The 14,073-nt window shown below is 64.9% G+C and carries 9 protein-coding genes, 1 tRNA gene, 1 pseudogene and 1 CRISPR repeat array (1 of these 12 only partly in view); of the genes and pseudogenes, 3 read left to right on the top strand and 8 right to left on the bottom strand.

The features are described from left to right. A CRISPR array of direct repeats spans window positions 1-1,184; the repeat unit is 37 nt; unit sequence GTTTCTAGGCGCTTGTTAGCGCGATCCTTCAAAGGAC; it reaches 1,415 nt to the left of the window's first position. Between the two features lie 183 nt (window positions 1,185-1,367). The 8 genes from cas2 to QM621_RS11140 form a co-directional block, all read right to left on the bottom strand. Further along, a complete protein-coding gene (gene cas2 / locus QM621_RS11175; protein ID WP_414990459.1) occupies window positions 1,368-1,652 on the bottom strand; it encodes a CRISPR-associated endonuclease Cas2 in 285 nt (94 codons plus the stop codon). After that, the gene (gene cas1, locus QM621_RS11170; RefSeq protein ID WP_414990458.1) at window positions 1,643-3,382 is read right to left on the bottom strand and encodes a CRISPR-associated endonuclease Cas1; all 1,740 of its coding nucleotides are present in this window, start codon (window positions 3,380-3,382) and stop codon (window positions 1,643-1,645) included. The genes cas2 and cas1 overlap by 10 nt, the downstream gene beginning before the upstream one ends. A gap of 112 nt (window positions 3,383-3,494) precedes the next feature. Further along, a complete protein-coding gene (gene cas6 / locus QM621_RS11165; RefSeq protein WP_414990457.1) occupies window positions 3,495-4,187 on the bottom strand; it encodes a CRISPR system precrRNA processing endoribonuclease RAMP protein Cas6 in 693 nt (230 codons plus the stop codon). 76 nt (window positions 4,188-4,263) lie between these two features. Continuing rightward, the gene (locus QM621_RS11160) at window positions 4,264-5,868 is read right to left on the bottom strand and encodes an RAMP superfamily CRISPR-associated protein (RefSeq protein WP_414990456.1); all 1,605 of its coding nucleotides are present in this window, start codon (window positions 5,866-5,868) and stop codon (window positions 4,264-4,266) included. A gap of 1 nt (window position 5,869) precedes the next feature. Next, complete coding sequence (csx19, locus tag QM621_RS11155) at window positions 5,870-6,370, bottom strand: CRISPR-associated protein Csx19 (RefSeq protein ID WP_414990455.1); 501 nt, start codon at window positions 6,368-6,370, stop codon at window positions 5,870-5,872. Continuing rightward, complete coding sequence (locus QM621_RS11150; RefSeq protein ID WP_414990454.1) at window positions 6,367-7,863, bottom strand: RAMP superfamily CRISPR-associated protein; 1,497 nt, start codon at window positions 7,861-7,863, stop codon at window positions 6,367-6,369. The genes csx19 and QM621_RS11150 overlap by 4 nt, the downstream gene beginning before the upstream one ends. Continuing rightward, on the bottom strand, window positions 7,860-10,112 hold the full coding sequence (locus tag QM621_RS11145; protein ID WP_414990453.1) for an RAMP superfamily CRISPR-associated protein: 2,253 nt from the start codon (window positions 10,110-10,112) through the stop codon (window positions 7,860-7,862). Before QM621_RS11145 ends, QM621_RS11150 begins: the two co-directional genes overlap by 4 nt. Then, complete coding sequence (locus QM621_RS11140) at window positions 10,109-11,608, bottom strand: Cas10/Cmr2 second palm domain-containing protein (protein WP_414990452.1); 1,500 nt, start codon at window positions 11,606-11,608, stop codon at window positions 10,109-10,111. Before QM621_RS11140 ends, QM621_RS11145 begins: the two co-directional genes overlap by 4 nt. 149 nt (window positions 11,609-11,757) lie before the next feature. Between QM621_RS11140 and QM621_RS11135 the strand changes: the two genes are divergently transcribed. The 3 genes and pseudogenes from QM621_RS11135 to QM621_RS11125 form a co-directional block, all read left to right on the top strand. Next, complete coding sequence (locus QM621_RS11135; RefSeq protein WP_414990451.1) at window positions 11,758-13,053, top strand: STIV orfB116 family protein; 1,296 nt, start codon at window positions 11,758-11,760, stop codon at window positions 13,051-13,053. Between the two features lie 204 nt (window positions 13,054-13,257). After that, window positions 13,258-13,339, top strand: a tRNA-Tyr gene (locus tag QM621_RS11130). A gap of 523 nt (window positions 13,340-13,862) precedes the next feature. Further along, window positions 13,863-14,073 (top strand): annotated as a pseudogene (locus tag QM621_RS11125) (hypothetical protein); the annotation flags it as partial.

The following is a 14,073-nucleotide window of genomic DNA, read 5'->3' as shown; positions in this document are numbered from 1 at the left end:
TCAAGTTTCTAGGCGCTTGTTAGCGCGATCCTTCAAAGGACTCATGTCCAGATTCGTCAAGGTGGCCGCCATCGTGTTTCTAGGCGCTTGTTAGCGCGATCCTTCAAAGGACAGACATGCGTGCATATGAAATCGATCACATCGGCAGGTTTCTAGGCGCTTGTTAGCGCGATCCTTCAAAGGACCCGAGGGCGACGCCTTTTGGCTGTTCGTCGACGTTTCTAGGCGCTTGTTAGCGCGATCCTTCAAAGGACGTCATCTAGCGAGACCTGTGGCCGCCCGTACCCGGTTTCTAGGCGCTTGTTAGCGCGATCCTTCAAAGGACCAGCGTGACCACGACGGAGGCGAAGCTCGAGTTTCTAGGCGCTTGTTAGCGCGATCCTTCAAAGGACACGTCATGCCTAGACTATTTAAGGTGGCCGCCCTCGTTTCTAGGCGCTTGTTAGCGCGATCCTTCAAAGGACACGTCATGTCTAGACTATTTAAGGTGGCCGCCCTCGTTTCTAGGCGCTTGTTAGCGCGATCCTTCAAAGGACATCCGGGACTGGGGTCTCTACGGGCTGATGTACACGGCGTTTCTAGGCGCTTGTTAGCGCGATCCTTCAAAGGACCGCTGGCGGGCCTCACGGCTCACGCTGCGTTGCGTTTGTTTCTAGGCGCTTGTTAGCGCGATCCTTCAAAGGACCGAGAAAGAGTGGCTTAAAAAGCAAGTGGGTAAGTTGTTTCTAGGCGCTTGTTAGCGCGATCCTTCAAAGGACTTTGTGCTGATAGCGCTGAACGCGACGCTGGCGGGGTTTCTAGGCGCTTGTTAGCGCGATCCTTCAAAGGACTCGTGAACTCGTTGCTGTACGCCCACAACGCGACGGTTTCTAGGCGCTTGTTAGCGCGATCCTTCAAAGGACCCCCGATCTGAACGAGGCCTCGGCCTTCTGGTCGGTTTCTAGGCGCTTGTTAGCGCGATCCTTCAAAGGACCCCCCAGTGAGAGTCAGTGACACGGTACGGGAAGTTTCTAGGCGCTTGTTAGCGCGATCCTTCAAAGGACAGAACATCATGTCTAGGCTGTTCAAAGTGGCGTTTCTAGGCGCTTGTTAGCGCGATCCTTCAAAGGACGAAAACAAGAAGAAGGCGGTGCAGGTGGCCACGATTGTTTCTAGGCGCTTGTTAGCGCGATCCTTCAAAGGACCCTACCCCTCGAAGAGGGGCTCTGACCAGCGGGGATGCCGGGCCGATGCACAGGGCTACGGAGGTTCGCCCATCGTTAGGTCGGAAGGGCTGGCCATCGAGGACGTTCGCGCAGTTCAGAGGTGGTGCACACCCCTCGCGTGGGGGCGGTGGGCGCGCGCCAGTTTCGGTGTGGACATGGCGTTCACAGCGCGGCCCAGAAGAGGACCGCCTCGGGCGGTTGAGCCTGTCCGACCAGGATGGTGCGTGACGAGCAACTGAGGCATAGCGGGAAGAAGTACAGCGAGTCCGTCCCGGCGTCGACGAGTGATTGTGCTCGTCGGCTGATCTCCTCAAGGCTCTCGCTGTCGACGTCCAGGAGGAACACTGACTTCTGGACACGGTCGCCGTACTGCTGGAGGAGTGCCGCCAGCCGGGAACGACGCCCGTCGTCCGTTACGTCGTAGGCCGCGATGGTGGTCATCGCCATGACAGACCGGTCCAGGTGGGCTCCCCGTGCTGGATGGAGGAGGAGAGCCGCTGCGCCTGGCGGTACAGATGACGACGGAGCGTCCCGGAGTACGTGGGCAGGGCTCCAGCGGTCTTGTCCAACATGCGTCTTTCGTAGGCGTCGATGACGGCCGCGCGCCCGGCCTTGTCCAGTAGAACTCCCGGCTTGCCCGGTTCAGAACGACCGTGTTCAGCGGTGAGGGCCCCGGAGCGTGCCGCCTGCATCACGCACTGGTCGACGATCAGCACACGGAACTCCTCCATCAAGTCCAACGCCAGGCTCGGCCGTTGCCCTTCGACGGCGTGCAGCACGCCGATCGCCGGGTCCAATCCTGCGGCGATCAAGGCCGTCTCGCACTCGCCCAACAGCAGCGCGTAGCCCCAGGACAGCGCGGCGTTGAAGACATCCTCCGGAGGCCGGCGACTCCGTCTCTCGAACCGTAGGCTTTCGGGAGCCATGCGTCCAAGAGCCTGGAAATAGGCCCGCGCCGCGGCGCCCTCGTTGCCCATCAGCTCGTCTCTCGTGGCGCAGGTCGGTAAAGCTTCCATCGCCGCTCGAATCCTCACGATGGCCTCCTGGCTGACGTCCCGATGGGTACGCCGTCCGAACCGTTTCACCAGCACCGCTTGCTTCGAGAGTTTCGCCGCGACGACACGGCGGGCCAACTCAAGGCACTCGTCAGTCTCTGAGAACCTCAACTGAGCCTGGATGCGCTCCACGCGAGGAGATCGGGACGAAGCCACCATTTGCCCGAGATACGAGCCGCGACGCGTCGCCAAGTACACCTCGACGCCGGAACGCAACGCCCACTCGCGCACCCCCGCGGACAAGCCCACCGAACCGAAGCAGACGATCCGAGCGACCTTCGTCTGCGCCACGTTGACCAGTTCCACCTCGTCCTTGCTCTCGACGATGACACGGCCTCGGGCTTTCCTGACCCGGCTGCCCTGCGAGCCGATGTAGAGCACACGACGATCAGGAGGGCGCACCGTCTCGGTGGCCGCACGGGGGTAGCGCAGGCCGAAATCCTCGCCGAGAAAGGTGAAGCCGTCTTGATAGGTGGTGATCTCCGTCTTGTCCTCACCCATGCGCATCTCCAATTCCGCGAGAGTTTCGGCCGCTAATCGCTGAGCGCACGACGCCTCTTCGAACGAGTGCGCCGCCACGACGAAGTCGTCGGCGTAGCGGATGATGGGGAAACCCTCCTCGGCGAGGGTCGAGTCGAGTCGCGACAACACGAGGTTCGTCAGCAGCGGGGACAGCGCGCAACCGAGTGGGAGACCCGGATGAGATCGCACCCGACCCCGCCGATCCTTGGTCAGTCGGCCGAGCAGCGCTCGCACCACAGCCAGGATCGGTTCTTCGTGGATGTGCTCGGAGAAGGTCGACAGCGCTAACAACACCGGGATGGAGGCGAAACAATCGTCGACGTCGGCCCGCAGCACGTGCGAATGGCCTTCGTCCCGCAGCTCCCGCAACGCGTGGACGGCGTCCGGCACGCCCAACCCTGGACGGTAGCCGAAGCAGAAGGGGCCGAGGAGCGGGTCGATCACCGCTGTGACCGAGTCGAGGACGGAGCGCTCGACGACACGGTCGCGCACCGAGGGGAGGTGGATGTCGCGGGTGCGTCCGTCGACCTCGATGGTCGCGGGTGTGAGCGGGTCCGGTCGGTAGCTCCCCGACTGAAGGGCGTCTGACAAGGTCGCCAAGCGATCGCGGCTGGAGGTCGCGAAGCGAGACAAGGCCGAACCCGGAGCGACGACATGATCGCGCCGGACCTTCTCCCAGGCAAGGGTCAGCGCGTCCGGAGTGAAAGCACGGTCAGCGAGCGACCGCATGGCGGTGTTCCTGGACGTCGGCGAACCGCGTCACTCCGAGACCACGCAAGGTGAATGAGCCGACGCCCGCGTACGGCGCGACCCCCAGCAGTCGTGCTGTCGCAGCGGCGACCGTGTCGTCGTCGCAGCGCAAGGTCAATCGGCCGACGAAGCCCTCATAGGTGCGAGTGACTTCGCGCTTGAAACGCAGGCGGATCGGGTGGCTGCCGCCCTCGAACGACGAGACCCACACCTGGTCGACCTCGGCGTGGTCGAGCCGGATCGACTCCAAACCGCTCCAGGCGTTCCACTGGTAGGACAAGCTCCGTGTGATGGACTGCGGTGTCGGCAGCGGCGAATAACGCTTGCCGCGCCGGAACACGGTCGGAGTGAGGAAGTCGAGCGACCACATGTTCTGCGGCCGGGCGCCGAGGCTTTCCCACGCGACGACATCGACCAACGTCGGCGCCGCCGCGACTCGCCCCTGCTGAGGCCCCAACCGCACGACCGTCCCCTGCACGCAGGCCGTGTGCAGGCGCAGCGCCGCCTCGGAGGTCAGCGTGGCGATCTCGACCCCGAACTCCTCGCCGCGCTGTGAGAGCGGAGTCAGCGAATACGGCTTGCTCCCGGCCTTGTGCTCGACCTCGTTGGCATCGAACCAGTTGCTGATCGCCCCATGGAGATACTGCAACTCCACCGTCTCAGGGTCGACCCCATCGAATGGCACCCACCAGCGCGCCAGGGAGGGTCGGGAGAAGTGCGACATGGGTCGATCACGCCTGGGGGTTGTACGGCAGAGCCGGGTCGTCGATGTCGGGCAACGAGTGTTTGCCGCCGTCGGGATGCTCGTTCGCCATGAACCACTCGTAGGACTCTGCGATGGGTTCGTCGGAGGTGCGTGGATAGTGCACGGGTATCTCTGGCGGATCGCTGATCTTGGCGAAGGTCTCACGGCGCTTCGGGTACGCCTGGTCGAGGCTCGTGACGCCGACATCGAGTAGTTCGCTGTGGTCGACACCGTCGACAGGAGACTGCCACCTTGAGAGTGACTTCCGAACCATGTCGGCGGATTGGATTTCGCTGCCCTCAACGGAGAGACGTACCGTGCCGAAGCCCAGAGGTTTGCCGCCACCGAGGCCGAATCGCAGTCGTTGGTCGTCGAGAAGCCACAGCAGCACGCCCAAGTGTTTGGCGGTCACGCCGTCGAACCGGAGCGTGAAACGGAAGGTGGCGCCTGGAGCGACCCACTCGTTGATCACGCGGCTGACCTTCGGCTTAGTGCCGACTGGGGCGATGTACTCGCGGTATGTGCGGGCTTCCGCGTCCCAGCTGGGCTCCGCGTAGCCATGTCGTCTCAAGCCGAGGCTGTTGCTGTCGTCATCCTTCTCCTCGACCATATGCGGTGTCATCGGGGAAGGCTTCCAGTAGTCAGGCTTCGCGCGTGACGGGTGTGGCCAGTAGAACTTCCGTGCCAGCCGAGATGCGTCGGTGTAGCCCTCGTTGATCGACTTCTGCCGCCCGCTTGGAAGCGGCTTGCCGTCGACATCCTTGAGATAGAAGCGATACTGTTCGGGCTTGGGGCTGTTGAGCGTGGTGAGTTGAAGACCTTCTGGATCCGTCTCCGTGAGAGGGACGATCTCAGCACGATCCACATGAACGTCTTCGACCCAGGCGTGACCACGGTACGCCGCGACGGGTGTCTCAGCGCGCTCGTCTCCCACCCAGCCGAACACTCGCTCAGCCGGAGACAGTTTCTCCACGCTGACCGAGGGACGCAGGTCTTCTAGATCGAGTACCTCGGCGGGCGATTTTTTGAAGTCCTCTTTCGTGCGTCCCACCCGGATGGTGAGCGGATCGTTATGCCCTGCGAAGACTCCGTAGCGTGAGACGGTGACTGCCTCAAAGGCAGAGCGGAGCATTCCTTTGACCGAGGTCGGGTCGAGCAGTGGCTTGTCGTCGTCTGGGTCCAGGCGACGGACCCACAATGCCGGACCACCCGGCTCGGCCTCACCTTGGTCGAGGAGCAGCAACGGAGACTCTGAGGTGATCGTGACGTCGACCGTGCCACGGTAGTGGCCGTGCGGCAGTGCGCTATGCCCGGGCGGTTCAGCGTCTGCCCACGCCGCGTCAGCGACACGTTTCGGCGAGGCGAGCATGACGTACGGGTTCAAGAACGCTGAACTCGTCGGCCGTTTGATTCTGATGATCTGGGTGTCGGAGTACACGATGACGACGGTTTCGCCGGCTTGCAGATCGTTGGGGCGATTGGATTCTAGGTATTTCGGCCTCTTGTTGGGCTTGTCCGACCGCTGGAGGGTCACTCCGTCGGTCGGAGACACGGCAACGACGGTGGCCGCGACTTCGGTGATCTCGGCCATCTCAGCACACCTCGATCTGTAACGGTTGTGTCGCCTTGACGTAGGTGTTGCCGTGGTCGTCCTCGGTCCAGTGTTCTGCGTACACCAGCCGGACGGACCTGCCTTTCGACTTCGAGTCGAGGCCGGTCAGCGGTACCCAGAAGTCGGCGACCCGGTCCTCGGAGAGGTGGACCCAGCCGGGATCGACTGTCGTGATGGTTCCCCACAGGTGAGCACGGACCCGTGCCGATCCTTTCGGTCGGGTCAAGGTCCGTCGGAAGCCCTGGCCGCCGCTGTCACGTTCCCAGGAGACGGAGGTCGTCCCGTCGAAGGCCTCCAACGCGTAGACGGTCGACAGAGGGATAGTTGCTTTGTCGTCGTGCCAGGAGAGCTCGCCGGAGACTTTGCGGAACCAGCGCGCGGCTCTCGGCGACAGCACGTAGCCGACGGCTCCGTCGGGGACCGTCGCCAGCGCGTCGTGGAGTGAGCCGGGTTGGAGAGATCCACGGGTGTCGGTGGTCATGAGTCCTCCTGGGTGCTGAGCAGGGACGTCGCGTCCGAAGGGGACTGGATGAAGGCTTCCAGTGCGTCGTCCACTGCCTGTGGTGGCTGTTCTTTCCCGGTGATCCGCCAGTCGCGCAGCGGAAACCACCCCGCCAGCGACTCACCTACGCTGATGTCGTCCTTACCTTCGGCGAGTCGGACCTGCCCCAGCCCACGGCGGGTGCCATAACCGAACTTGACCCAGCCGTCGCGTACCTCACGGAGAACCATGAGCAGCAGCCCGACCGCGCGTCGCGCCTCGTCGTCGGGCACGCCGTCCAGATCGAGCGTGAGGCGCAACGGTTCCCACTCTTCGGTGTGGTGATGAGGTTCCAAGAGCGAGTAGAGAAGCGGCTCGGCGGCGCCGCCAGTCCATCGGTCGACGGCGACCCGGTCGGCGGGGATGAAGCGTGGAAGGCTGTCAGAGGCCAGGTCGCTCAAGGCCGTTGTCAGCGCCTTCCGGGCGCGAGGCGCCTCCTGTCCGCTGGCGTCGAGCACCGCTTGCCATTTCTCGGCGGGGATCGGCGTGTCGACGCCGCTGTCCTCGACGATGAGGCGTCCACGTCGGCCGAGTTGGCGACGTTCCTCATCGAGCTCGGCGGCCGCGCCGAAGAGGGTGACGAAGGCCGGGTCGTCGGCCGACTTGCCCAATGTGCCCAACAGATAGAGGGCACGAGCGCGTAATGCGCCCTTGATCGACGAGCCGGGGAGTGTCAGTCGTACGTGGCCAGCCTCGGTTGGCGCGGTGAGCGGAACTCGGTCGACAGCCCCGCCGGGTAGTTCTACGGAGGTCATCAGCGGCCCGACCGGCACGAAGGGCAATGCGAACATGAGCGAGCGGGGTTCGGTGACCGCGCTCGCAGGCGTGACGGGTGACCGGTGATCGACGTCGCTCAGAAAGTCCAGAAACCGTTCGCGCTCCTGAAGAGCGATGGTTCGTCGCTCCAGATCGCCGTCGAGGCTCACTCGACCAAGGCCTCGGGTGATGGCCGCGCCGACGCGGATGCCTGTCGCCAAGGTGCCGGCGAGCCGTTGCAGGAACTCCTCGGCGGAGGCCTCATCGTCGGTCTCCAGCTCCAGCGAGAGGCTGAATATTGTGCCTTGTGGCACCACCTCCCGGCTGAACAGGAGGCGTTCTTTGACCGCGCCGGTTCGCGGATCGATGGCCGTCGTCGTGCGGATTTGGGTTCCGTGTCGCTCGTAGGTGCCGCCTGTCGCGGGAGCGTCGTCGACGATCACCACACTGGGATGCGTCGTGGAGCCGTCATGCGAGCCGAACCAGCGGTCGGCCTCGTCGTCGGGGAGGGTGCGACGTAACACGCCTGCCAGGCTGGTTCCGGGCAGCAGCGGCCGACCGGAGCCGTCGCGCAGCACGGGCAGGTCGGTGACGGCGTCGCTGCGTGAGGCGCCCACATGGAGCGCGCTTTCGGCGACGAGCTGACCGGTGATCAGATGTCGTGCGCGATGTGTCATGCGTCGGCTCCTTGCGGTTCGACGGACGATGAGTCGGAGCTTCGGGGCATGGACAGCGCCGCCAGAAGGACGCGCTGCACGGTCAACGTCGGAATGTCGATCGTCGTGTCATTCGCCAGCTGTCGTGCCTGCTTGCGCAGCGGGTTGGCTTCCCTCAAGTTGGTCGGCTTGGCGAAGTACGTCTGAAGCCTCTCGATGTATCCCTCCGGCCAGGCCTTTTTGCGGACCGCCGCTTTGAGGGTCTTCGTGCTCCATGCCTCAGCCTTGCGGCGGCCTCCCGGCGCCGTCAGCTCCTCGGCGATCTGCCGGACGATGCCAGCCTGAGCTTTGCCGAGCTCCCGTGGAGCCAGCTTCGAGCGGAGGTCGTGTTGTGCCACGAGAGCGATGGCTTGCTCGTCGATCATGGTCTCGATCGCCGCCCGATGGACGGCGTGCAGCCACCTGCGTTCCTCGGGTGTGAGCCCGGTGGTCACCTCGGTCGCCTGGTCGGCCTGGTAGGCGTCTCGGGTGTCGTAGCGGCCGCGCGGCTCCCCTGTCAGGCATGGTGGATTGAAACGGATCTGTCCGCATCCCTCCGCGCGCCGCACGCCGAGCCCTTCGCGTTCCATGGTGGTGAGCACTTCGCCGGGGACCGTTCCGGCGACCCGGAACCGGTAGACGCTGCCGGCGCCGATCCCCGTGACGCTCGGCTGGGGCAAGCCCCAGCCGCTGTGCCAGCCGTCGCGCCGCACGATGGAAGCGGAGGCCCAGACAGTGGCGTCGGGATCGACCTCCAGGGTCACGCCGAGGCGGCGCTCCAACGTCGCCTTGAAGGCGGAGGCGGACGTCGTCCCCAGCGGAAGGATCACATCGGAGGTCAGCCAGGCGACCAAGAGATCGCCCTTTTCGAGGTCGTCGCGGGGCGCGGCAGGATCGAGCGGTGTGACGTCGATCGAGACCTCTCCGTACTCGGCCGAGCGTGAGGCTCCGAGCCGGTGCGTCCCGGCGAGGCGTCGCGGGTCGACGGCGTCGTCGCGCACGTGGATCTCGGCGGCGAACGACGAGCCGGGCGTGATCGCCACATAAGTGAAAGGACCGCCCTGGTCACCGTCGGCGACGTTCATATCGGCGACGTTCACGTGGGTGACGGCGACGGTCGACGGCAGGTTCTCCAAGGTCACGACCTGGGCTGGGTCGGGATGGAGGTAGCCGCCTAACGTGACGCCCTGGATCGTCGAGCCGTCCTCCGTGGTGAAGCGCTGGCGGAGGATGTCGACGACCACGTCGGGCGCGGCGCTCGCGGTCTTCGCCCGCCGAAGGCAGCGAGGCGTGGGAAGCCCCCGGTCGGTCGCGTCGGCGAAGGGAGTCGCGTCGGTGACGATCAGCGCGTCGTCGCGCACCGCCGCCCCGACGTCGGCCCGTCCGCAGGCGGCGGTCAGCGCGCGGAGCAGATGGACGCCAGGGATGTGCTCCTTTCCGGCGACGACGTTGCCGAGGGAGCGGTCGGGCAGGATGACCGGCCCCCGGGTGGTCACCTCGACGCGGAAACGCCGCCATGCACCCTCTCGGGCGGTCGGTTCGGAGGGGTCTTCTTCGTTGGTGTCAGTGAGGGGAGACAACGTGGGGGCTGGCGTCGTCCGGGCACGCTCGACAGCGGAACTCAGGTTCCACTGCGGTCCCAGATCGGCGCTGACCTCGCATCGTCCCGCGCCGCGTCGTCGTTTGCCGCCGAGGCGGGTGATGAGGCGTGACGCCGCGTGCAACAGCAGGCGGAGCGCCCAGCTTTCGTCGGGGTCGGTCCATAGTGTTTCGGGAACATTTAACTCCACAGTCGCCGTCACGACCGCCCCTTGTCGAGCGCGTTCCTCCAGGCGCAGGGTGTCCTCGTCGGCCACGCCGTGAACGTCGATCGCGGTCGACGCGCGCAGCACCACCGTGGCGTCGCGCAAGGCGGGCTCGCGGCGAAGATCGGCGACGACTGCGGGCGAGAGGCGCGCGGAAGAGACCGAGATCAGGCCGGGCTCGCCTGCCCGACCGAGCATCTGGCGGGCTAAGGAGGACCACGAGCGGTCCGACTTACCGTCGTCGAGAGCGTGAGCGGCCTCGGTGATCGCCTGGCGCAGCATGCCTTTGACGGTCCGCCCCGGAAGGTACGGAAGACCGTCGACGTCGCGGCGCACCCGACGGTCGATCGAGCCGTGTTGGGCCGTTCCCGAGCCGACGAACCAGTCGGAGGTGAAGGTGAAATGGAATGGGATCGAGACAGTCATCGTGCGTCCTCGACATCCAGGAGGTCCATCGCTGGCAGCAGGTAGGGGATGGTCTCGTCGTCGAGTAAGGCGGCGGCGGATTTCAAGCGGCCGGGGTCGAACACTGCGAGTTGAGCTTTCAAGCCCTCGACGCTTCTACGCCACGCGTCGGCGTCGCGATCGGTCAGAGCGGTGCGCAGGCCGTGCCATTCGCTGGAGGTGAGAACTCCCTGCCTCAGTTCTGACACGACTTCGTCCAAGCGTGCGGCTGAGCCGAGACCGCCGACGCCTGTGTGGCTGGTCAAGAGCTCACCGGGCCACAGTTGGGTGAGCGGGTCTTCCGACCCCTGCAAGTCGGATCGGACGTCGTCGAGCGAGCGTCCCACCGACTCGTGGAAGACCTGAATGTCCAGTGCGCTGCTCTCGGGAGCGGTCGTCTTGGCGTTCTTGGCCGACCGGCACAGCTCTTCGGCTCGTCGGTACGCCGTGTGGAAGGGATGGGTCGGCTTGACGATGGCGATGCCGGCCGCGGCGGTGAGGTACGGGCGTCCGAGCACCCCCTGAGCGGCGTCGCTCACGATCTCTTTGGCTCGGGTCTTGTCCTCGAAAGCTTTCAGATAAGCGAGCGCGAACGCTCGTGCTCGTGGGGCGCTGACAATGGCGGTGAGGTCGTCACCGCCGACGACCAGAGGGAGGATCCATGGCTTGTCATCGGACCGGTGGAGGTGGTCGATGGCGGTGTTGAGCGCCTCCCATCCGATCGCCTCCAGCGCGTTGCTCAAGTCTTTGAGACGGACTTCGAAGTCGTCGGATTCTTCGTCGGTGAGTTGGATCAAGAGTTGGCCGAAACCGTTGCCGTCGATGTGGACGATGGAGGTCCAGGTCTCATGGTCGTCGTCATTGTCGACTTTCATGATCGCGGACGAAGAGTCCGTCACCTTCTCTTTGATGGTGGCGAGTCCCACGCTGGCGGAGTCCCACTTCTCGGCTGCGACCTTTGACAACGCGATGGAATCGTCGGCGGCGAGTTTGCGCTGCTCGGTCACCGGGAGTGAGTCGAGGGGGCTTCGTGCGGTGAACGGCGTCGCGGGGAACCGCTCGACCGATCCGGGTGTGGTTGAACGAATGAGCTCGGCGAGGTCGTACGTCTCCCGCAACGCCGGCCCGAGCGCCCCGGAGATCGCAGGTCCGACACAGCCCCACACCTGGAGCCCGGGCGCTTCGTCCAAGGCGCGTCGGGTGACTGCGGCGACGATCGCGCGACCCGTCTCCTCGTCGTCCACGAGCAGATTGGCCACGCCGGAGACGTTGACGACGATGTTCTCCTCGGTCACGCCTTCGATCTCGCCGATAGCCTCACTCACCCACTCGGGCAGCTTGGTGACGAGGTAGGAGGCCCCCACGTTGAGCTTGCGCTTGTTGCTGTCGAAGAGGTAGCGCTGCGTTCCGCCGGTTTGGATGACGACCCAGTGCATGGAACCTCCGGCGGCGAAGCGTGACGTGCCCGTGACGATCACGGATGCGCCTCGATCCTAGTGGTCCTCCTGTGACCGGCGCCACCCTCGGAATCGAGGACAAGGTTTCGTCCCGGTCGGGCGGATTATGTGCCACGCTGAGTCGAGAAGGCGGAAGGAACGTGAGGATGAGGCGTCGCACACTTGGCCATTTGGCTCGCCTGTTGGGCCCCGCGCTCTGCATCAACGTCGGTACGGCATTGGTAGCGGATGGTGTGGCGGACAGGTTTTTCTTGGACGGCGATTGGTCATGGTGGATATGGCTGGGCGCCGGGGCTTTGGCCCTGGGGGTCGTCTCGGCGCTGACGCTGTGGCGGAGCTTCAGCGCATTGTCTGACCTAAAGGACGCTTTGCCTGCGGCCTGCGCTGTTTTCTTCGGGTCGTGGGGCCTGGCGTGGCTCGGTGATTCCCAGGTCGAGAGCGAGTGGGCACTGGCGGCGTGGGGCGGCGGACTCCTCCTCGCGGCCGCTGGATTGGGCTGGCTGGCCGTCGGCGGCGACGCGGACCAAGGGGTCCGTGTGGTCGCTCAGTCGTCGCGCTTGCCCGGCCATGTGCTCGATCGCGCCGACGTGCTGCTCGCGAGCGTGGGGCCCTTCGACGCGAAGAAGCACATCCCGCAGGCGATTGTCTACACGCTGCGGCGTCTGGAGCCGCGCCTCGAAGCCATCGTGCAACTCGACGATGGCAGCGACGAGGCAGGGCAGACGATGGCGAACTACTGCGACTTGTTGGGCATGGAACATCTCAAGCCGAAGATTCGTCGTGTGTCGATGAAGGTGGACGAGCCGGAGATCGACATGGGGCGGATCCACGAGGACATTCGTGCCGCTCTGCGCGGGCACGACCCCCGGCAGGTCATCATCGACGTGACCGGTGGGCGGGTCCCGCAGTCGGTGACCCTCTTGGAGATCGCGCGGGAGATGGACCGTGCGGCTGCGGTGTACGTCGCGGCGAAGGAGCCGTGGGTGATCGGCGCTGAGAAGTTCGGACACACGAAGGACACGCCGCGGGCTGAAAGCCGTAAGGAGCTGCAGAAGTACTACAAGGAGACAGATCTCGCCGAGCTTTCCGACGAGGTCGACCTGGCCTTCGTCCGTCTGCCGGCGGGAATTGACCCCGACCTGCCGATGCTGTTCCTAAACTCCAGCGTCATCACGAACGCTGGTGGCTACCGCTATCGGACACTGGGCGACGACGAGGCTCGCGAGCTGTTCGAACGCGTTGACGGAGGGCCCGGCTGGCAGAGTGCGATCGCCTACGAGGAGCCGGCCGCGCGGTTGAGCGCTGTGCTCGGGACAGGCGTTCCGTACTCCAGGGAGCGTGTGAGTGTCCAACAACAACCAGGCCAAGCGGCCATCGTGATCAAGCTGGCGCGCCGAGCTGGTGCGCCGGGGGAGCAGCACGGCGTGAGCGACTACGAACTGGGCCTGTTGGTCCGGACGTCGTGACGTGGTCTGAAATGTTGAGAGGAGGTGACGGACATGGCGTGTAGCTGTACTTGTGCATGGTGCAAGGAGGCGAGGGCGAACAACTACTCCTCGCACACCTGTATGCAGATCCCGAAGTGCTCCAAGAAGTAGTCGGCCGCCGTGGTGGGCGGTGGCGCCGGTGAGGTAAGCTGTCACACCGTTGCCCGCGAGGGTGACGCCTGAGGCAGGTTGCCCGAGCGGCCAAAGGGAGCTGACTGTAAATCAGCCGTCATCGACTTCAGAGGTTCGAATCCTCTACCTGCCACAGCTGAACGGAGAAGACCCCCGAGCGCTCTTTGCTCGGGGGTCTTCTCCGTTCAGCTATCGCACGCTGCGGATTCGGGAGGAGGGAGCTTGCGACCGACGGAGTCCTCTACCTGCCCAAACAGTCAAGGCTCGCCGCACGTCCTCGGGAGGAGCGCCCTTCGAGGCAGGGATGATGGTGGTGTTCTTCCCGGGGTCGGGCGTGGTGGTCTGACTTGCTTAGAGGCTGGCGCCCGTGTGGGCTGCTTTTTCGAGAGGTGTCGGCTTCCATGGCCGGTCCCGGGAAGAACGTCGCAGCCGGAATGGTTCCGACGTCCTGCCGGAGAGGGGAACCAGGACGGGGTCTGACTTCATAGGACCTTGACCCGACACAGGCGTCTATCCCTGTCGTGTCGACCCTGCCCCACCCCGATGTCACACCAGTCGACCCGGGTGTCCGTCTCTCCGGTGCCGGACAGACTCCCGACCATGACTGGCGGCGAAGCGATTCGAGTCACGACACCGGAGAGGCAGACACACCCGTCATGACCATCACACCCGTCACTCCCGCGACCGAGGTCGTCATCGCGGGGGTCGACACCCACGCCGACACCCATGTCGTCGCGGTGCTCACCACCAGCGGACGCCTGTTGACGACCGGCTCGTTCCCGGCGACCGCCAGCGGCTATCGGGACCTGTTGGACTTCGTCGCCTCCCACGGCCTGATCGAGAGGTTCGGGATCGAGCTGACCGGCT

It is taken from the genome of Aeromicrobium sp. (assembly GCF_047606445.1).
In the GTDB taxonomy this organism is placed as follows: Bacteria; Actinomycetota; Actinomycetes; order Propionibacteriales; family Nocardioidaceae; genus Aeromicrobium.
The sequence above is the reverse complement of the archived record's forward strand: the minus strand, read 5'-3'. Positions and strand labels throughout refer to the sequence as shown.